The 19,549-nt window shown below is 70.2% G+C and carries 18 protein-coding genes; 6 read left to right on the forward strand and 12 right to left on the reverse strand.

Annotated elements, in window-relative coordinates; translation table 11 throughout:
- Nucleotides 1-10: 10 nt before the first annotated feature.
- Together C3942_RS10455 and thiC are read right to left on the reverse strand one after the other, a co-directional pair.
- The gene (locus C3942_RS10455; protein WP_133164287.1) at nucleotides 11-1,156 is read right to left on the reverse strand and encodes a DUF748 domain-containing protein; all 1,146 of its coding nucleotides are present in this window, start codon (nucleotides 1,154-1,156) and stop codon (nucleotides 11-13) included.
- The gene (gene thiC, locus C3942_RS10460; RefSeq protein ID WP_104230336.1) at nucleotides 1,153-3,042 is read right to left on the reverse strand and encodes a phosphomethylpyrimidine synthase ThiC; all 1,890 of its coding nucleotides are present in this window, start codon (nucleotides 3,040-3,042) and stop codon (nucleotides 1,153-1,155) included. Before thiC ends, C3942_RS10455 begins: the two co-directional genes overlap by 4 nt.
- A gap of 369 nt (nucleotides 3,043-3,411) precedes the next feature.
- On the opposite strand from thiC, the gene C3942_RS10465 reads away from it, so the two are divergent.
- Nucleotides 3,412-4,308 carry a bile acid:sodium symporter family protein gene (locus tag C3942_RS10465; RefSeq protein WP_104230337.1) on the forward strand — a complete coding sequence of 299 codons (897 nt, stop codon included), beginning with the start codon at nucleotides 3,412-3,414 and terminating at the stop codon, nucleotides 4,306-4,308.
- A 127-nt stretch (nucleotides 4,309-4,435) separates the two neighbouring features.
- On the opposite strand, the gene C3942_RS10470 is transcribed toward C3942_RS10465, so the two are convergent.
- From C3942_RS10470 to C3942_RS10505, 8 genes are all read right to left on the reverse strand, one after another.
- On the reverse strand, nucleotides 4,436-5,359 hold the full coding sequence (locus tag C3942_RS10470; protein WP_104230338.1) for a hypothetical protein: 924 nt from the start codon (nucleotides 5,357-5,359) through the stop codon (nucleotides 4,436-4,438).
- A gap of 114 nt (nucleotides 5,360-5,473) precedes the next feature.
- On the reverse strand, nucleotides 5,474-5,881 hold the full coding sequence (locus C3942_RS10475; RefSeq protein WP_104230339.1) for a hypothetical protein: 408 nt from the start codon (nucleotides 5,879-5,881) through the stop codon (nucleotides 5,474-5,476).
- Between the two features lie 196 nt (nucleotides 5,882-6,077).
- On the reverse strand, nucleotides 6,078-7,277 hold the full coding sequence (locus C3942_RS10480; RefSeq protein ID WP_104230340.1) for a ferritin-like domain-containing protein: 1,200 nt from the start codon (nucleotides 7,275-7,277) through the stop codon (nucleotides 6,078-6,080).
- 18 nt (nucleotides 7,278-7,295) lie between these two features.
- Nucleotides 7,296-8,273: a ferredoxin--NADP reductase gene (locus tag C3942_RS10485; RefSeq protein ID WP_165797414.1), complete on the reverse strand. Its 978-nt coding sequence runs from the start codon at nucleotides 8,271-8,273 to the stop codon at nucleotides 7,296-7,298.
- 175 nt (nucleotides 8,274-8,448) lie between these two features.
- Complete coding sequence (locus tag C3942_RS10490; protein ID WP_104230342.1) at nucleotides 8,449-9,297, reverse strand: phytanoyl-CoA dioxygenase family protein; 849 nt, start codon at nucleotides 9,295-9,297, stop codon at nucleotides 8,449-8,451.
- An 8-nt stretch (nucleotides 9,298-9,305) separates the two neighbouring features.
- Nucleotides 9,306-9,833: an NUDIX hydrolase gene (locus C3942_RS10495; RefSeq protein ID WP_104230343.1), complete on the reverse strand. Its 528-nt coding sequence runs from the start codon at nucleotides 9,831-9,833 to the stop codon at nucleotides 9,306-9,308.
- Nucleotides 9,830-10,654 (reverse strand): 23S rRNA (adenine(2030)-N(6))-methyltransferase RlmJ, encoded by an 825-nt coding sequence (locus tag C3942_RS10500; RefSeq protein WP_104230344.1) that lies wholly within the window; start codon nucleotides 10,652-10,654, stop codon nucleotides 9,830-9,832. The genes C3942_RS10495 and C3942_RS10500 overlap by 4 nt, the downstream gene beginning before the upstream one ends.
- A 117-nt stretch (nucleotides 10,655-10,771) precedes the next feature.
- A complete protein-coding gene (locus C3942_RS10505) occupies nucleotides 10,772-11,914 on the reverse strand; it encodes a DcaP family trimeric outer membrane transporter (protein ID WP_243393573.1) in 1,143 nt (380 codons plus the stop codon).
- A 232-nt stretch (nucleotides 11,915-12,146) separates the two neighbouring features.
- On the opposite strand from C3942_RS10505, the gene C3942_RS10510 reads away from it, so the two are divergent.
- From C3942_RS10510 to C3942_RS10530, 5 genes are all read left to right on the forward strand, one after another.
- Complete coding sequence (locus tag C3942_RS10510; protein ID WP_104230345.1) at nucleotides 12,147-12,335, forward strand: hypothetical protein; 189 nt, start codon at nucleotides 12,147-12,149, stop codon at nucleotides 12,333-12,335.
- On the forward strand, nucleotides 12,332-15,244 hold the full coding sequence (locus C3942_RS10515; protein WP_104230346.1) for a sensor histidine kinase: 2,913 nt from the start codon (nucleotides 12,332-12,334) through the stop codon (nucleotides 15,242-15,244). The genes C3942_RS10510 and C3942_RS10515 overlap by 4 nt, the downstream gene beginning before the upstream one ends.
- Before the next feature lie 112 nt (nucleotides 15,245-15,356).
- On the forward strand, nucleotides 15,357-16,688 hold the full coding sequence (locus tag C3942_RS10520; protein WP_104230347.1) for a sigma-54-dependent transcriptional regulator: 1,332 nt from the start codon (nucleotides 15,357-15,359) through the stop codon (nucleotides 16,686-16,688).
- Between the two features lie 110 nt (nucleotides 16,689-16,798).
- The gene (locus C3942_RS10525) at nucleotides 16,799-17,602 is read left to right on the forward strand and encodes a hypothetical protein (RefSeq protein ID WP_104230348.1); all 804 of its coding nucleotides are present in this window, start codon (nucleotides 16,799-16,801) and stop codon (nucleotides 17,600-17,602) included.
- A 74-nt stretch (nucleotides 17,603-17,676) separates the two neighbouring features.
- Complete coding sequence (locus C3942_RS10530; RefSeq protein WP_104230349.1) at nucleotides 17,677-18,168, forward strand: hypothetical protein; 492 nt, start codon at nucleotides 17,677-17,679, stop codon at nucleotides 18,166-18,168.
- A 64-nt stretch (nucleotides 18,169-18,232) separates the two neighbouring features.
- Here the strand turns inward: C3942_RS10530 and C3942_RS10535 are convergent, their stop codons facing one another.
- Entirely contained in the window at nucleotides 18,233-18,964 is a 732-nt protein-coding gene (locus C3942_RS10535) for a hypothetical protein (protein WP_104230350.1), read from the reverse strand.
- A 178-nt stretch (nucleotides 18,965-19,142) separates the two neighbouring features.
- Nucleotides 19,143-19,364: a YegP family protein gene (locus C3942_RS10540; protein ID WP_104230351.1), complete on the reverse strand. Its 222-nt coding sequence runs from the start codon at nucleotides 19,362-19,364 to the stop codon at nucleotides 19,143-19,145.
- Nucleotides 19,365-19,549: the final 185 nt, after the last annotated feature.

The following is a 19,549-nucleotide window of genomic DNA, read 5'->3' on the forward strand; positions in this document are numbered from 1 at the left end:
CTTTTCCGCCTCAGTCGTCGCCGCCGCCGAAGAGATTGCCGACGGCATCGCCTACCGCCTCAAGGCCGCGGCCGGTGGCGGAACCCAGGTCCTTGACCATGTCGACCACGCCGATGCCCAGCGAGGCCGCCGCCCCCACCGCCAGTCGCATCGACAGGGTTTCGTTGAGCGAGAAGCGCGGGTTGTCCAGATTCCCCTCCAGCGTGAAGTCGAGGTCGATGCGGTCACCGCCGGACTTCAGCGCCGCGATCACCGCGCCGCGCGACATGCCCATGAAGGTACCGCCGACGCCCTTGCCGGAGCGCAGCTCCAGGTCCTCGAGCACCAGCTTGCCCGGGGCCTTGAGCTGGCGCTGCTTCACCTGCGAGTGCAGGTCCAGGTCCACCTGGCCACGCGCCACGCCGGCTTCGGCCGCCTTCAGCAGGTAGGGCTCCAGCGGGACCAGGTCCACGTCGCGCAGCGTCAGCTTCAGGTCCGACTCGCGCGTGGCGATCTCCATCCAGCCCTCCAGCTTCAGGCTGCCGTCGCGGCTGCGTCCCTTCACGCGGCCCCCCGCCTGCAGCCGGCTGCGGCCGGTGAGCCGGGGCACTTCCAATTCATCCAGCGTCGCATCCAGCGCTTCCAGCTGCAGTCGTGCCGGCCGCTCCTTGAGGCTGTAGTCATGGAAATCGACCTGTGCCTGCTTCAGTTCCACCCGGTCGATGTGCAGGCGGAAGCGGCCGCCGCTCTCGCCTTCCTGCTTCCTGCTGCGGCCTAGCAGCGTCGGCAGCAGACCGAGCTTGCCCTCGCGCGTGCGCTGCATCGACAGATACCCCTGCTCCACCGTGATCCTGCCGATGCGGTACTGGTCGGAGAACAGCGAGCCCAGCTCCGCCTCCACGGTCAGGCGCTTCGCGCGCAGCGTGTCCGGGTCCGGCCAGCCCTTGGGGGCCGCCAGCCGCAGGTCCTCCACCACCACGCGGCCCAGTCCCAGGCGGATACTGCCGATGGTCGCCTCGGGCCCCAGCGCCGCCAGCACCTGGCGCTTGAGCCCCCAGGCCGCGCCCTGCCAGGCCAGCAGCAGCACCGCCAGCACGATGCCGAGCGCAACCAGCACCCGACGCAGGCGGCGCCGTGGAGCGGACGCTTCGTGGGGCAGGCGCGCGGGCTCGGTCACAGCGTGCGGTACACCTCGGCGCCGGCCTCGCGGAACTCGGCGGACTTCTCGGCCATGCCCCTCTCCAGCACCGCCGCCTCGTCGGCACCGACCTTGGCGGCGTAGTCGCGCACGTCCTGCGTGATCTTCATCGAGCAGAAGTGCGGACCGCACATGGAACAGAAGTGCGCCAGCTTGGCGCCTTCCTGCGGCAGCGTCTCGTCGTGGAACTCCTTGGCCTTCTCCGGATCCAGGCCCAGGTTGAACTGGTCCTCCCAGCGGAACTCGAAGCGCGCCTTGGACAGCGCGTTGTCGCGCACCTGCGCGCCCGGGTGGCCCTTGGCCAGGTCGGCCGCGTGTGCGGCGATCTTGTAGGTGATGATGCCCTCGCGCACGTCGTCCTTGTCGGGCAGGCCGAGGTGTTCCTTGGGCGTGACGTAGCACAGCATGGCGCAGCCGTACCAGCCGATGTTGGCGGCGCCGATGCCGGAGGTGATGTGGTCGTAGCCCGGCGCGATGTCGGTGGTCAGCGGGCCCAGGGTGTAGAACGGCGCCTCGTAGCAGTGCTTGAGCTGCTCGTCCATGTTCTCCTTGATCATCTGGAGCGGCACATGGCCGGGGCCTTCGATCATCACCTGCACGTCGTGCTTCCAGGCGATGTTGGTGAGCTCGCCCAGCGTGTGCAGCTCGCCGAACTGCGCGTCGTCGTTGGCGTCGGCGATGGAGCCGGGGCGCAGGCCGTCGCCCAGCGAGAAGGAGACGTCATACGCCTTCATGATCTCGCAGATTTCCTCGAAGTGGGTGTAGAGGAAATTCTCCTTGTGGTGCGCCAGGCACCACTTGGCCAGGATCGAGCCGCCGCGCGAGACGATGCCGGTGACGCGGTTGGCGGTCCAGGGGATATAGCGCAGCAGCACGCCGGCGTGGATCGTGAAGTAGTCCACGCCCTGCTCGGCCTGCTCGATCAGCGTGTCGCGGTAGATCTCCCAGGTCAGTTCCTCGGCTTTTCCGTTGACCTTTTCCAGCGCCTGGTAGATCGGCACGGTGCCGATCGGCACCGGCGAGTTGCGCAGGATCCATTCGCGCGTCTCGTGGATGTTCTTGCCGGTGGACAGGTCCATCACCGTATCGCCGCCCCAGCGGGTGGACCAGACCATCTTCTCCACTTCCTCGGCGATGCTGCTGGTGACCGCGGAGTTGCCGATGTTGGCGTTGATCTTCACGCGGAAGTTTCGGCCGATGATCATCGGCTCCAGCTCCGGATGGTTGATGTTGGCCGGGATGATGGCGCGGCCGCGCGCCACTTCCTCGCGCACGAACTCGGCGGTGATCTCGCGCGGCAGGCGCGCGCCGAAGCCTTCGCCGCGGTGCATGCGGCGCAGGTAGCCGGCCTTCTCGTAGCTGGCACGCAGCTCTTCCAGGCGGGCGTTCTCGCGGATCGCGATGAACTCCATCTCCGGGGTCACGATGCCGCGGCGCGCATAGTGCATCTGGCTGACGTTGGCCCCGGCCTTGGCCTTGCGCGGTGCGCGGATATGGTCGAAGCGCAGGTCCGCGGTCTTGTCGTCGGCGGCGCGGATCCGGCCGTAGATCGAGCTGGGGCCGCGCAGCTGCTCGGTGTCGCCGCGGGCCTCGATCCAGGGTGCGCGCAGCGCCGGCAGGCCGGCCTGCAGGTCGATGCGCGCCGCCGGGTCGGTGTAGGGGCCGCTGGTGTCGTAGACCGTGACCGGCGGGTTCGGCTCCAGGCCCTCGCGGGTTTTGGTCGCCGTCAGGCTGATCTCGCGCATCGGCACGCGCACGCCCTGCGGACCCTCGACATGAATCTTGCGGCTGGAGGGAAACGGCCGGGTGACGTCGGCGGACAGCTGCTCGGCGCGGCGGTGGATGTCTTCTGCGATGGCGCTCATGGGGTTCCTCGTGTTCTCGAGGCGGAGCGCGCTGCAGGACGGAATGATCCCGTCTGCAAGCCTTCCCTCCGCCGTACGGCCAGGTTCCAAGGGTCTGTTCTCAGCCTGCCTGTTGCAGGCACCCCCGGCTTTGGGCGACACGATAGGACATGCGCCCGGCAGGGGCAAGGCAAGTCCTTGTCCCGCCAGGCAGGGTCTGTGGTTTCTACTGGCGCTGCGCCGGAGCGCGCGGCCAGGAGCTGTCATCCCTTCGCCGAGCAATGGGCCGGATTTCCCTGGATTTCCTTGGCGGGCCCGGCGGGCTGCCCGCTATGCTGCGGACGGCACGCGCCCATTCCGGCGCGCGAGCGCAAAAAACCAGGAGGAAGGATGCAGCCTGCGGATCCGGTCACCACGGTATTCATGCCGATTGCGCTGGGCGTGATCATGTTCGGCCTCGGCCTGTCGCTGCGCGTCGCCGACTTCACCCGCGTGCTGAAGTATCCCAAGGCCGTGGTGGTGGCGCTGGCCTGCCAGGTCATCCTGCTGCCGCTGGCCTGCGTCGCCATCGCGCACCTGTTCGGCCTGGCGCCGGCGCTGGCGGTGGGCCTGATGCTGCTGGCGGCCTCGCCCGGCGGCACCTCCGCCAACCTCTACAGCCACCTCGCCCACGGCGACGTCGCGCTCAACATCACGCTGACTGCCGTCAACTCGGTGCTGGCGATCCTGACGCTGCCGATCATCGTCAACCTGTCGCTGCAGCACTTCATGGGCGAGGGCCAGACCCTGCCCCTGCAGTTCTCCAAGGTCGTGCAGGTGTTCACGATCGTGCTCGCGCCGGTGGTGCTGGGAATGGCGCTCAACGCCCACCTGCCGAAGCTTGCCGCCCTGCTGAGCAAGCCGGTGAAGCTGCTGTCGGTGCTGTTCCTGCTGACCGTGATCGGCCTGGCGCTGTTCAAGTCGCGCGGCGACATCGGCGGCTTCGTGGCGGCCGTGGGCCCGGCCTGCCTGGCCTTCAACCTGCTGAGCCTGGCCGTGGGCTACGGCGTGCCCCGGCTGCTGAAGATGGAGGAGCGCCAGGCCATCGCCATCGGCATGGAGATCGGCATCCACAACGGCACGCTGGCCATCGCCATCGCGCTGTCGCCGCTGATGCTGAACAACCAGGAGATGGCGGTGCCGGCGGCGGTCTACGGCGTGATGATGTTCTTCACTGCCGCGGCCTTCGGCTACTGGGTGAACCGCAAGAGCCGCGCGGCGGGTTCTGCCGCCGATACGGCGTTGTGATTAAAAGTACAACATAGCTTCTTTATTATATCAAAGAAGGCGGCGCCGGTCGGCGCCGCCAAGCCCCACTCTTTGATCACGGGTCTGCCGACGCCCTGGCCGTCGCTGCGGCGGCCAGGGCGTCGGCCTAGAACAGCTCGCCGGCCCGCGGCATTGCGGCCGCGAGTTCCGCCGGCACGCCGTCCAGCAGGCCGCAGAGTGCCGCGGCATTGAGGAAATTGTTGGCCACCTCCGGAGGGATGCCGGCGGCACTGGCCAGCTGCACCGGCGTCATCGCCGCCTGCAGCAGCAGCGCGCTGCAGCGCAGGTCCGATTTGCGGCTGCCCACGCTGCCGAAATCGGGGCGGCGGCGCAGGCCGTAGGCACGGCCCTCGCCCAGCCGCCGCAGCAGGCGGCCTCCGGAGGTCGCCACGCCCACCGCCCACAGCGCGGTCTCCCAGGGATGCTGCTGCGGCGTGATCGCCTGCAGCTTGCGCAGCGCGCCGTAGTCGTCGGCCCGCAGGATCTGGATCTCCACGTCCGGCGCCAGCAGCCGGGCGATCTCGTCGCCGCCCAGCGGCAGCGGCCAGCGCAGCGCCGCCTCCGCCGGCAGCAGCAGGCCGCGGCGCTCGCCGGTCAGCAGGGCCACGCCGCGCACGCCGGGACTGCGCAGCGCCTCATCCAGGCGCTGGCAGAGGCTGTCCCGCGCCGGCTCGCCGCGCGGCGCCGGCAAGACCTCGGAGGCATGGTCCAGACAGCGGATCAGGCGGCTGGCACCAATGGGATGACGCAGGCGGCGCTGGGCCTCGGCGGTTTCGCCGTCGCAGGGCAGGAACAGCTTGCGCGGCGCGGACGGCGGCTCGCGGCGTTCCAGCGCCTGCGCCAGCTGGTTGCCCGGCTCGTAGATCACCACGTCCGCCGCGGCCAGCCCGTCGCCGAAGTCCCAGGGCTCGCGGGTCCTGCCGCCCAGCAGCGCCAGCGTCGCGCGCAACGAGCGCTCTGCCTGCCAGTCGACACCCAGGCAGGCGAGCCGGCGACGCGGAAGCGGCGGCTTGGGGCTCAGGAGGGACATGCGTCAGCCTTTTGCTTATAGAAGAGTAGGCAAAAGACTACACACGGCGGTGGATAAGTCGGCCGGACCGGAGGACCGGCGGTACAGGAACGGGCGATGGCCGGCTAGCGGCCGCTACTGCCAGCCCACCACCTCGTAGCCCTTGTCGGCCAGGCAGCGGTTGACGTAGCTCATGTAGACCGGGCTCGGCTGGTTGCCGCGGAACAGGCCGCGCACCAGGCCGGTGGCGGCGCCCGCCGCGGCGCCGGCACCCACACCCCGGCCGACGTTGCCGTAGACCGCCCCCGCGGCCGCGCCGCCGACGCTGCCCATCACAGCGCCGCCGGCGGTGGAGCGCGCCACGTCGCCGCCGCCGCGGCTGAGATCGGCGGAATCGGCCTGCTGGATGCAGGCCTGCACGGCCGCTTCCTGCGCCGGCTTGCCGGCGAGCTGGGAAGTGGCATTGGGGTAGATCACCGGGCGGGCCGTGGCGCAGCCGGCGAGGAACAGGACGGGGAGCAGCAGCAGGGCTTGGCGTGGCATGAGGGGTCTCCGCGCTGGGTCACCCTGATCCTACCATTGCCCTATCCCCGAACCGTTCGCCCTGAGACTGTCGAAGCAGGAACGACCCAGAGATGCGCAGTGCCATCCATGGCGCGACTTCGGCTGCCCAATCCAGCTCCTGCCCGGCCATCCCTGGCCGGGCTTTCGGCGAGGCGGATGTCCATCGGACATCCACTTATCTCGCCTCGACCTTGTACGCCGCGATGTCCCGGATCAGGTCCTCGCCGCTGAGCTGGGTGGCGTTCTTGCCGCCGAGGAAGCTGGTCAGCCCGGACTTGTCGTAGTGCGCCTTGATGCGGTCGCTCATCAGGCCGATGTATTCCAGGTTCGGGATCAGGCGCAGGAACATCAGGTGGCGGAAGGCCGCCATCGACGGCGCGTTCATCACCACCTCGTCCCAGTCCTTCAGCGACAGCTTGTGCTCGAACCACTCGTAGTACAGCTCGTGCGACAGGAAGCGGTTGCGCATCAGCAGCGCCACCTCGTAGGCCCAGTCCTCGCGCTCGCGGCGCTCGGCCTCGGACAGCTCCTGCGAGATATGCGCCTTCAGCGCCAGAACGCCGTAGTGCACATGGCGCGCCTCGTCCTGGATCACGTAGCGCAGCAGCTGCTTCAGCAGCGGCTCGCGGGTGAAGTTGTACATCGTCCCGAAGGCCCCGAGCGCCAGGCCCTCCACCATGATCTGCATGCCGAGGAATTTCACGTCCCAGCGCGAATCGGTCAGCAGGTCGTCGAGGATCACGAACAGGTTGTCGTTGACCGCGTAGACCTTCTGCAGCTTGGTGTCGAGGTAGCGCAGGAACACCTCCAGGTGACGGCCCTCGTCCATCACCTGCGTGGCGCCGTAGAGCTTGCCGTCCAGCCACTGCACCGACTCGGTGACCTGCGCCGCGGCATAGAGCGCGCCCTGCTCGCCGTGCATGAACTGCGACAGCGTCCAGGACGCCATGTCCGCGGCGAAGCGCAGCTTCTCCTTCTGGTTCAGGCGGATGCCCTTGGCCGCCAGGCCCTCGAACGGGGGATAGTCCAGCGGCATCACCGGCTTGTCCGGATCTTCCGGGTCCACGCTGGTGCTCCAGTCCAGGTCGCGGTCGCCGTTCCACTGGTTGGCCACGGCGCGCCGGTAGAGCTCGTACATCTCCGGGAAGTCGCCCTGGTAGGTCAGGTCGAAATGCGCCGCATGGCCGGACACCATCGGCACCGCATCGCCGTGGCGTGCCTTGCCCAGCACCAGGCCGCGCACCGCCGAGGGCGCCATCGAGGCTGCCACCTTGAGGTTGCCGACCGAGGCCAGCACGTTGAGGTTGTCGAAGGTGCTGTAGATCTGGTTCTGCGCCTTCAGCGGCAGTCCGTTGAGCATGCGATCGAGCATCATGGGAAATCCCTCTGAAGGTTATGCCGCGACGGACAGCGGTCCCGTGGCGCAGGCCGAACAGGCCAGGGTGAAGCCCGCCGCGCGTTCCTCCGGCGACAGGCAGTTGGGTTCGCTGAGGGCGACCTCGCCCTCCAGCACCTGGAGCTTGCAGTGCGCGCAGCCGCCGACCATGCAGCTGAACGGCAGGGCCAGGCCCTCGCGCAGGCCGGCCTCCAGGATGCTTTCGCCGGGCCGCTGGGTGACCACGCGGCCGGACTGCTTGAACAGGATTTCCTGCGGCTCGGTGGGCCGCTCGGCCAGCCTGGGCGCGGCCAGGAAACGCTCGTGGCGGACGCGCGCCGCCGGCACGCCGGCCTGGCGCAGCACCGATTCCGCCGCCTCCATCAGCCCGGCAGGACCGCAGAGGTAGAACATCGCGGCGGCGTCCGTGCCCAGCAGCGCCGCGATGCGCGCGCCGTCGAGCCGGCCGCGCTCGCCCGTCCAGCCGGCCGCGGGCTGCGACAGCACGTGGACCAGCCGCAGCGCGGGATGCGCCTGCGCCAGCTCCCGCAGGCGCTCCGCGAAGATGATGTCCGCCTCGCTGCGGCTGGCATAGACCAGCCGGATGTCGCGCCGCGGGTCGCGCGCCAGCGCGGTCTCGACCAGGCTGATCACCGGGGTGATGCCGCTGCCTCCGGCCAGGAAGCGCAGCGGCCCGCTACCCTCCTCCAGCAGGAAATCGCCCGTGGGGCCGAGCAGGCGGTAGCGGCTGCCCACCTGCAGGGCTTCGTGGACATGCGAGGACACCCAGCCGCCGGGCACCAGCTTGATGGTGCAGGCCAGTCCGCCGCCCTCGGGCGCGCACAGCGAATAGGCGCGGCGCACCACCTGGCCGTCGATCTCGAAGCAGTGGGTGAAGTACTGGCCGGCGCGAAAGTCCGGCACCACGCCGTCCTCCGGCTCCAGCACCAGGGTCAGGGTGTCCGCGGTTTCGCGCCGCAGTCCGGCGACGCGCACCGGCCGCGGCGCCTGCCCCGGCTGGGCCGCGCCCCAGCGTTTCGAAGGTCCTTCACCGCGCGGTATCAGGATCCGCCGCGGCCTGCCGAGTGCGAACATCGTTCACCCCGAGTCTGTCTCCTCGGGTCCAGCTTGCGGGCGATGCTGCAGCTTGTCAAACGGTCGGTTAATTCGATTACCCAGGGTCTTCCGGGCGCCCGGCCAGGACGGCGTTCACGTAGCCCGGCCGCAGGGTCTTCAGCGGATGGGACGCCGTGACATGGCCCATGAACGGCGGATGGATGCTGTAGCCCAGCAGGCCCTGCAGCCGCGGCGACATCGATGCCGCCCGCGCCGCCGGCACGCCCAGGAAATAGTTCTCCTGCGTGCGCGCCCAGGGTTCGCAGTACTGGTTGGAAAAGGCCAGTCGCGGCGCGGCACTGCGGTTGGCGCCGCCGCGGTGCAGCAGCGTGCCCAGGAACACCACGCAGGCACCGGCCGGCATCACCGTGGGCTTCAGCTGGCGCTCCAGCAGGGGGTTGGCCTGCGCGTCGGCGTCGAAGCCGTCGTAGCTGCCGGCGAGGGTGGCATCGCTCCAGTCGTGGCTGCCGGGAATGATCTCGGTGCCGCCGTTCTCGGCGGTGAAGGCATCCACCGCCACGATGGTGCTGAGGCTGATCGCCGGCCGCGGGCGCGGGATCGGGTAGAAGCTGTCGTCGCTGTGGATCGGCTGCGGCGTCTCCCCCGGGTGGATGCAGATCGCCTGGCTGGCGGTCAGCAGGAAGCCCGGCATGAGGAAGCGCTCCAGGATCGCCATGATCCGCGCGTCCTCGGTGATGCGCTCGAACACCGCGCCGCGCGCCACCAGGGTATAGACGCGCTCGGTGCGGTAACCCTCGAAGTTGTTGCGCCCCTGGTGGCTGCCGAGGAAGGGCGCCAGGCCCTCCCGCACGGCCCGCAGGGCCGCGGCGTCGAGGAAGTCCGGGATGATGCTGTAGCCCTCGCGCCGCAGCGCCTGTTCGTGTGCGTCGACGTCGAAGGCCATGGCCGCCCCTATCCCCTGCCCTGGAAGTACAGCGCCGCGTAGATGCGCGGCTCCACCTGGAAACCCTCGGCGCGCTTGCGCTCGAGCCAGCCATGCACCTCGCGCAGGGGCACGCGGTGCACGGTGATGTCCTCGCCCTCCACCCCGCCGCCGGCGTGGACACGGGTCAGGCCGGTGATCTCCACCAGGTGCAGCTGCTCGGAGGTCATCCCCGCGGCCACCGGGCCGCTGGCCAGGATGCGCGCGGCGCTGCCGCGGTAGCCGGTTTCCTCTTCCAGCTCGCGCAGCGCCGAGGCCTCCACCGCCTCGCCCTTGAAGCCCTCGTCGTCGCCGATCATGCCGGCCGGCAGTTCGATGGTCCGTGCATGCAGCGGCAGGCGATACTGCTCGACCAGCAGCAGCTCGTCCTCCGGCGTCACCGCCAGGATGAAGGCGGCTCCGCTGGAGTTGGTACGCTCGACATACTCCCAGTGCCGATCCTTCAGCAGGCGCAGGAAGCGGCCTTCGTGGAGGGTCTCGATCTTCGCCTCGCTCATGCCGCGGCAGCCTCCCAGGCTTCCACCAGGTGTTCGGCGCGCGGCCCCTGCGCCAGTTCGCGGGCCAGCCATCGCAGCGCCGGTTCCATTTCCGACGCCCAGCCGTAAGGCGGGTTCAGTACGCAGAGGCCGCAGGCGCGCATCTGGCCCTCCGCCTCCGCCCCGTTGTGCAGCTGCAGGTCCACCCCGGAGCGGGGGTGCTCGCGCATCAGGCGGCGGCGGAAGCGGTCGGCCTCGTGGCGGTTCTTCACCGGGTACCACACCGCGTGGACGCCGCCGGCGAAGCGGGCGCTGGCCTTCTTCAGGTAGGCCGAGATGGCGTCGAACTCGTCCGGCCGCTCGAACGGCGGATCGACCAGCACCAGGCCGCGCTTCTCCGGTGGCGGCAGCAGGGCATGGCTCTCGTAGCCGTCGCGCTGGTGCAGCTGGGCGCGCGGGTCACCGCCGGCATGGGCCTTGAGCTGCGCGAACACCGCCGGCACCTTCTCGCAGGCCGCCACGCGATCCTGTTCGCGCGCACAGGCCAGGCCCAGCAGCGGCGAGCCCGGGTAGCGCCCGCCGAAGCCACGGACGAGCTCCAGGTAGTCGCGCACCGGCGCCGGCAGCCCCGTCGCGTTCGCCAGCCGGCCGATGCCGTCCCGGTACTCCCCGGTGCGCTCCGCCGCCTCGTCGCCGAGATCGTAGAGGCCGCTGCCCGCATGGGTATCGAGCAGCCGCCAGGGCTTGTCCTTGCGGCTCAGGGCGCGCAGCAGGCCGCAGAGCAGGACGTGCTTGAAGACGTCGGCGAAATTGCCGGCGTGGTATCGGTGTTGGTAATGCATGCCGCCAGTGTAAGGCCCCGGCGACGCCCAAGAAAAAGCCGCGGCACCCGGTGGGGTGGCCGCGGCGGGGAATGCCGGCGCGATGAGGGGGAGAGCGCCGGAGGTCGGGGACCGGAACTAGAAGGCGTACTTGGCGGCCACCTGCAGGCGGTCGAGGCTGCCGTCGGCGCCGCTTTCCACCTCGCGCTCGGCACGCCGGTACTCGACGCCGACGGTGATCTTCGGCACCGGCGAGTACAGCAGGTTGAGGCTGGCGCTGTTGACGCTCTTGGTGACGGCATCGCTGGTCAGGGCCACGTCGTGGTCGGCGCGCAGCATCGACACGGTGGCGGTGCTGCGCCACTTGTCGCTCCAGACGTGGCGGTAGGCGATGTAGGCCGCGTAGGCCGAGAAGGCCTCGAGGTCGCCGGAGGCATCCACCGCGGCGTCGTTGACCGTGTTGATGGCGATGTAGCGGCCGATGCCGTCGCCGCCGCTGACGGTGAAGCGGATGTCGTCGCGCCCCACCGGAATCTTGCCGGCCAAGCTCAGGCCGTAGCCGACGTCGCTGCCGGCGCCGTCCTGCTTGAGCTGGCGCACCACGCTGGCGATGGAGAACTGCCCGCCGCCGGCCTCGAAGCGGTAGCGCGCCGAGGCATCGGGAATGGTGTTCTGGTCGGTGGTGTTCTGCGTGCCCGTGCCGGTGGTCACGGTGGTCTCCGGGTTCTCCACCGACACGTCGAAGCCGCCGGCGGTGTAGCGCACCAGCGGCTGGCGCACGAAGGGCGTACCGTCGGTGGGGAAGGCGACGAAGTCCAGCGTCTCCGGCAGCGCCACCAGGTTCTGGAAGGTCGACCAGTCCTGGCCGATCAGCCAGTTGTCGATCGTCAGGTAGGCACGGCGCAGGCCGATGTTGTAGGCATTGGTGACACGCTCGTTGCCGGCGCCCGGATTGACGATGAAGTCCATCTCCAGGTAGCTGCCGAGCTTGTAGCCCTCGACCAGCGTGTCGGTCTTCAGGAACAGCCGCGTTTCCTTGGCGTGCATGTCGAAGTAGGAGCTGCTGCCGCCGGCCGCGCCCGATACCGGGATCGCGCCGGGTGCGTAGAAATCACGCGCGGAGCCCTGCGCCACGCTGCCCTCGCTGAAGCGCGAGTACATGGCGTCCACCTTGATGTAGCCCCCCAGCGTCAGGTTGGTATCCCCGAGCTTGAAGTCGACCGCCTGGGCCATGGGGGACATCGCTGCGGCGGCCAGCGCCGCGATTGCCGTCTTGTTCATCTCCTCGCTCCTTTGCACCGGGATGGCTCTTGTGTTTCGTCAGGCACGGGGCCTGCGTTGTGATGGAGGGGGCAACGGCCATGCCATCCCCCGGAGGAGACGGAAAATCCCGCCGCAACAAGCACTTGACCCTTCGAGGAACAACGGCGGCGGGAACCGGGGATGTCACCGAAGGTGACGGTGGCGTTACCGTAGGTAACAAACGGGCATACTGGATCGCAGGAGGAAAGGCATGCGCAAGAACGAAGACGGCCAGGGCCGCGGCGATCAGGCCCTGGTGCTGTTCCTGCTCGCGGCCGGTGCGCTGCTGTCGCCGGCGCTGCAGCTGTGGGTGGCGCCCGGCATGCCCTGGTGGACGCTGTATGCGGTCTGGGGCGCGATCATCGCCCTGGCGGCGCTGGCGCAGCGGCAGGATCCATGACGCCCGAGCTCTGGCAGCTGTTCCTGGCGGCGCTGGTCTACCTCGGCGCCCTGTTCCTGGTGGCCTATGCCGCGGAGAACGGCTGGATTCCCGCCCGCGTCGCGCGCCATCCGCTGACCTACACGCTGTCGCTGGGCGTCTACGCCACCACCTGGAGCTTCTACGGCAGCGTCGGCTTCGCGCAGAACCAGGGCTATCTCTTCCTGACCATCTACGTCGGCGTGACGCTGGCCTTCCTGCTGGCGCCGGTGCTGCTGCAGCCGCTGCTGCGGCTGGTGCGCGACTACCAGCTCACCTCGCTCGCCGACCTCTTCGCCTTCCGCTACCCGAGCCGCTGGACCGGCACCCTGGTCACGCTGTTCATGCTGGTCGGCATCCTTCCCTACATCTCGCTGCAGATCCAGGCCGTGGTGACCTCGGCGCAGGTGCTGACGCAGGAGGTGCCGCCCGGCGTGCTGGCGCTGGTGTTCTGCGTCACCGTGACGCTGTTCGCGGTGCTGTTCGGCGCACGCCAGGTTACGCCGCGCGAGAAGCACGAGGGCCTGGTGGTGGCCATCGCCTTCGAGTCGCTGATCAAGCTGGTGGCGCTGCTGGCGACCGCGGCCTTCGCCGTGTTCGGCGTCTTCGGCGGGCCCGCGGGCCTGGACGAATGGCTGCGCGCCAACCCGCAGGCAGTGGAGCAGCTGCATGCGCCGCTGCGCGAGGGTGCGTGGAGCACGCTGCTGCTGCTGGCCTTCTCCGCGGCCTTCCTGCTGCCGCGCCAGTTCCACATGATCTTTACCGAGAACATCGAGCCCGGCGCCCTGCGCACCGCCAGCTGGGCCTTCCCGCTGTTCCTGCTGCTGCTGAACCTGGCCATCCCGGTGGTGCTGTGGTCCGGCCAGAAGCTGGGCATGGACGGCGCCGCCGACTACTACGCGCTGCGCCTGGCGCTGCAGGAGCCCAGCGGCTGGCTGACCTACCTGACCTTCATCGGCGGCATCTCCGCCGCCAGCGCCATGATCATCGTCGAGAGCCTCGCGCTGGCGGCGATGTGCCTCAACCACCTGGTGCTGCCGCTGTGGCTGCGCGGCCGCCGCCCGCGTTCCGGCACCGACTTCTACGGCCACCTGCTCTGGGGCCGGCGCCTGTTGATCGCCGTGGTGATCTTCACCGGCTACGGCGCCTATCTCGCGGTGGGCGACAGCCGCGGCCTGGTGCAGCTCGGCCTGATCTCCTTCGTCGCGGTCACGCAGTTCCTGCCGGCCGTGGCGGCCATGCTGGCCTGGCCGCGCGCCACGCGTGCCGGCTTCATCGCCGGGACCAGCGCGGGCATGACGGTGTGGTTCCTGGTGCTGGTCCTGCCGCTGATCAGCGGCCGGCCCTCGCCGCTGGCGGACTGGCCGCTGCACCAGAGCGGCATCTGGACCTTCGTGAGCTTCTGGTCGCTGGCCGCCAACCTGCTGCTGTTCATCGGCGTGTCGCTGCTCACGCGGCCCACGCCCAAGGAGCAGGCGGCCGATCGCGCCTGCCGCCTCGATGCCGCACTGCTGCTCAGCCCGCAGCCGCGCGCCGCGGGCGTGGCGGCGCTGCGCGAACGTGTCGCCGGCGCGCTCGGCCCGGACACGGCGGCGGCGGAGATCGAACGCGCCCTCTCCGATCTCAAGCTGGGCGCCGACGAACGCCGGCCGCGGCAGCTGCATTTCCTGCAGGAGCGCCTGCAGCGCAACCTCTCCGGCCTGGTCGGCCCGCAACTGGCGCGCGAACTGCTCGGCGCCACGACCGCCGCCGGCAGTGCCGGCCCGCTGGTGGAAGAAGAGCTGGAGCACTCGCAGGACCGCCTGCGCGGCCTCGCGGCGGAGCTCAACCAGCTGCGCCGCTTCCACCGGCAGATCCTGCAGGACCTGCCGGTGGGCGTCTGCTCGCTGGGGCTGAACCTGGAAGTGACGATCTGGAACGAGCGCATGGCCGAGCTCTCCGGCCTGCCGGCCGACGCCGTGCTTGGCAGCCGCGTGGACCAGCTGCCCGCGCCCTGGGCTCGATTGTTCGGCGACTTCCTGGAGAGCGCGCAGCAGCACCGCTACAAGCTGCAGCTGGCCCTGGACGGCAAGCGCCGCTGGCTCAACCTGCACAAGGAGGACATCGGCGCCGGGGTGGACGATGCCGCCGCCGGCCTGGTGCTGCTGGTGGAGGACCTCACCGAACAGCAGCAGCTGGAGGCGGAGCTGGCCCACAGCGCGCGCCTGGCCTCGATCGGCACCCTGGCCTCCGGCGTGGCGCACGAGATCGGCAATCCGCTCACCGGCATCACCTGCGTGGCGCAGAACCTGCGCGACGAGGACGACGCCGCGGAACGGCAGTACGGCATCGAGGAAATCCTCAAGCAGTCGCGCCGCATCAGCGACATCGTGCAGTCGCTGCTGACGTTCGCCCGGCCGGCGGTGCAGGAATCGCGCACCCTGGTGCGCCTGGACCTGGCGGCGCTGGTGGTGGAGGCGATCCGCCTGGTGCGGCTGTCGCCCACCGCGCGCGACATCGCCTTCGACAGCCGGCTGGCGCCGGAACTGTGGATCGAGGGCGATCCGGCGCGCCTGACGCAGGTGCTGCTGAACCTGCTGGGCAACGCCGCCGACGCCTCACCGCCCGGCGGCCGGGTGGAGATCCGCGCCGCGCGCGGTGCGGGCTCGGTGACGCTGGAGGTGCAGGACTGGGGCAGCGGCATCCCCGAGGCCCTGCGCGAGCGCGTGTTCGAGCCCTTCTTCACCACCAAGGATCCGGGCCGCGGCACCGGACTGGGCCTGCCGCTGGCCTACCGCATCGTCAGCGACCACGGCGGCAGCATCGGCGTCGACAGCCGCGAGGGCGCCGGCTCCACCTTCACCGTGCGGCTGCCCGCCGCACCGGATTCACTGGCCACGGTACTGACATGAGACAGCCTCCAATGGCGCTTTCCAGGCATGGTTTACATCCGGACCCACGTCGACTCGCGACGCTGGGATCCCCGCGCTTTGCGCGGAGGCCCTCCACGCTGCTCGCGACGTCATGAGCCGCCTCCTGATCATCGAGGACGAGGAGGTCATCCGGCGCCAGCTGGCGCGCCTGCTGGCCAAGCACGGCTACGACACCGCCGAGGCCGGCAGCGTCGCCGAGGCCGAGGCCCTGGGCCTGCAGGATTTCGACCTGATCATCGCCGACGTGCGCCTGCCCGGCGTGCTCGGCACCGAGGTGATCGAGCGGGCGCGGCCGGTGCCGGTGCTGATCATGACCAGCTTCGCCAGCATCCGCTCCGCGGTGGAATGCATCCAGAAGGGGGCGGCCGACTACATCGCCAAGCCCTTCGACCACGACGAGATGCTGCTGACCATCGCGCGCCTGCTGCAGGGCGGCCTGCAGTCGCGCCAGAACGCCGCGCTGAAGAAGGACGTCGCGCGGGACTTCCCGGTGTCCGGCATGGTCGGCGACTGCGCCGCGATGCGCGCGGTGTCCGACCGCATCCAGCGCGTCGCCGGCGCCGACATCACCGTGCTGATCCGCGGCGAGTCCGGCACCGGCAAGGAGCTGGCGGCACGGGCCATCCACGAGCGCAGCGCGCGCGCCGCCGGCCCCTTCATCGCGGTGAACTGCGCCGCGATTCCCGACAGCCTGATCGAGGCCGAGCTGTTCGGCCACGAGAAGGGCGCCTTCACCGGCGCCACGCAGCGCAAGCAGGGCCTGGTGGAAGCCGCCCACGGCGGCACCCTGTTCATGGACGAGGTCGGCGAGCTGGCTCCCGCGGTGCAGGCACGGCTGCTGCGCGTGCTGCAGGAAGGCGAGGTGCGCATGGTCGGCTCCACCGCCTCGCGCAAGGTGGACGTGCGCGTGCTGGCCGCCACCCACCGCGACCTGGAGCAGATGGTGCGCGAGCGCACGTTCCGCGAGGACCTCTACTACCGCCTCAAGGTCATGGAACTGATGCTTCCGCCGCTGCGCGAGCGCGGCGACGACGTCGAGCGCCTCGCGCGGCACCTGCTGGAACGCGCCGCGCAGAAGCTCAACCGCGGCGGCATCCGGCTGTCGCAGCGCGCGCTGGCGGCGATCCGCGCGCACCACTGGCCCGGCAACGTGCGCGAGCTGGGCAACGCGGTGGAACGCGCCGTGATCCTCTGCGACGGTCCCACGATCGAGCCCGAGCACCTGGCGATCCCGGTCGGCGCGGCGCCCCCGCCGCCGGCCGCCGCGGGACAGACCAGCCTGGAGGACTACTTCCGCCAGTTCGTGCTGCAGAACCAGGACCGCATGACCGAGTCGGACCTGGCCAAGGCCCTGGGCATCAGCCGCAAGACCCTGTGGGAGCGGCGCAGCCGCATGAACCTGCCGCGGCGGCGCGAACCCTGAGCCGCGCCGTCCGCCCGGCGGCCTTGCGGCACCGCAGGCCCGGCACAGGGCCTGCATCCAGCCCCGGGGCGGCGGCAGAATCGCCGCATCGCCCTTCGCCGGAAACACCCTTGCCGACCACGCCGCGCCGTCTCGCCCTCCTGCTGCTGGCCTTGCTGGCCCTGCCGGCCCTGGCCGCGCCCGATGGCGCGCGCTGGGAGTGCCGGACGCGCGACAGCGCCGGCGACTGCATCGGCCTGTCCACCTATACCCAGCCGGACGGGACGCGGCTCTCCGGCCTGCGCAGCAAGCTGGACGGCAAGCCGGGCTGGCATGGCCTGCTGGTGCGCTACCAGCCCAACGGCGAACGCAGCGAATGCATGGCCGACGCCGAAGGCCGCTGCCAAGTCCCGGTCCGCGCTGCGCCGCCGGACAACCGCCGCGACGTCGTCCGGCCGCTCCCGGTCGCCGCCGCCGCGAAGGGGCGCCCCCAGCCGGCCGACGCCGGCGGCGAGCGCCTCGAATGCGAGCGCGATGCGCGCGGCGCCTGCAACGGCGCGGCGACGCTGTGGTTCCGCAGCGGCGGCCGCCTGCAGGGCCGCCTGGTGCCCGGGGACCGGGGACCGGTCTGGCAGGGCCGCCTGGTGCGCCACTACCCGGGCGGCGACCGCGAGGAATGCGACACCGCACCCAGCGGCGCCTGCGAAGGAGAGACCACCTACACCTATGCCGACGGCACGCGCCTGCAGGGCCGCAAGGTCCTGCGGGACGAGCAGTCGCGCTGGACCGGCGAAGTGGTGCAGATCTTCACCAGCGGCAAGCGCATGCGCTGCGACGCCGGGCGTGAACGGCTCTGCGAGGAGGACACCCAGATTCCGGTGGACGAACGCGGCAAGCCACTGGGACGGATTCCGCGGTCGATGGCCCGCCGTTGAGGCAGAATGGCGGCAGACAGCGCGAACCGGCCCCGCCATGAGCGGCAACCGGTCGATATCCGCCCAGGAGAACCATGAAACCGATCTTCATCGCCGGCCTCGCCGCCCTCTGCCTGGTCAGCACCGGCTGCAGCAGCCTCGGCGGCGCGCGAGCGCCCGCCAAGCAGACCCACAACCTGCGCATCTCGCCGGGGACCGGCGCCAACCTGTTCTTCTGCTTCCCCGGCAAGCCGCAGTGGCAGTACGTGGGCGCGGCCGATCCCAGGGCCGGGCGCGGCGCCACCACCCCGGGCGGCGCACCGCTGGCCTCCACGCTGGACTTCGACGTGACCACCGCCAGCGTGGTCTACCTGCGCATGGACCTCGGCGACGTGCTCGGCGACCCCGAGGCGGCCACCGCCACCGGCCATCGGCATGCCGTGGCGATCCGCCTGACGCCGGGACGCCAGTACCAGCTCGACTGGCAGGTCAGCGCCGACCTCAGGACCACCAAGGGCCGGCTGATCGACATCGGCAACCAGCTGATGACGGAGGCCGTGCCCATCACGCGCAACATCTGCCGCTGAAGCGGCGAACCCACGAAGAAGGGCCTGCTCGCGCAGGCCCTTCTTCGTGCCGCCAGCGTCGCGCTCAGAAGCGGTAGTGCAGGCCCAGGCTCAGCACCGGCCAGAACTTGAAGTCCTCGGAGTCGTCCTCGAGGTTCTTCACTTCGTTCTGCAGTTCGGTCTGGAACAGCGGGTTGCTGGCCGCGTCGAAGCTCTCCGCCGGGTCCGTGGGATCGCAGTCCGGGTTGGCCGTGGCGTCGCAGGCCCGGCCGGAGGCGGCCAGCGCCACATCCGGCGACTGCGTGAACATCACGCCCAGGTCGAAGCTCACGCCGAAGCCGGTGGCATTGGTGGTACCGCCCCAGCCGATGCCCAGGTAGGGCGCGGTCGAGCCCAGGTCGATGCCGCCGTCCAGGCGCAGGTCGTCGCCGCGGTACTCGCGGTCGCCCACCTCGAAGGTCTCGGTGTTGTTGCGGGTCCGCGCGTCCAGGTCCAGCTCCGGGGCGCTGGTGTAGAGTCCGGCGCTGATGCGGAAGCCGCCGGCGAAGGGCTTGTAGTCCACCATCAGCGAGGCGGCGCTGATCTTCAGGTCGGCGTCGTAGTCGATGCCGTCTTCCTCGTAGCTGTCGCTGTAGGAACCGAAGTTGTAGCCGGCACGCAGGTCGAAGAAGCGGTTGAGGCCGTAGGTGTAGTCGATGCCGATGCCCGCGGTACCCAGCCGCAGGCCCAGGCCGCCGTGCCGGGCCACCTCGTCCGCCTGCGCCATGCCCGGCGCCATCAGCATCAGCAGGACCATGGCGGTCTTCTTGTTTCGCATGTTGTCGTATCTCCCTTGGTGAATGATGCCCGGCGCGCAGCGGCACGCCCGCGCCGGACGCTAACAAACGATGGTGGATGCACCTGCCCCCCAAGCAGGGGATTCCCCGGTCCTGCGCGCGCAGGCCGCGCCCGGTGGGCCGGGTGCTCTGCGTCAGGGGAAAACGCCCCGGCGGCCGCTAGGCGGCGTCGGGCGTAATGACCTTGGCCGTGCCGGCCTCGGTCATGTCGAAGATGCGGCAGCGCGGCGCCAGCGTGCGCACCAGGCTGATCGCATGGATGCATTCGACGCGGTGCGCGTAGGTTTCAGCCCCGCGGGCGATGGTCTGGTTGTCGCCCGCCTGGAAGGTCCAGTACCACCGGCCTTCCGTATCCCGGTGAATCTCGAAATCTGCCGCCATAGTCCCTTTCAGCCTGCCTGGTCGTGCGGACGCTGCATGGGCGCCCGGATATCGTCACATTTTATTCTGTCCGGCCCTGACAGGCGCCACCTCGTCCGGATCTAGCAGGATCGCCCCCGGCGGCACGCTTCGTGACAACGGCGTTACGTCCCGTAACAGGCCAGGAACCCCGGTAACGTCTCATC

Origin of the sequence: Solimonas fluminis, assembly GCF_002930645.1 — a bacterium.
GTDB classification, from domain to species: Bacteria; Pseudomonadota; Gammaproteobacteria; order Nevskiales; family Nevskiaceae; genus Solimonas_A; species Solimonas_A fluminis.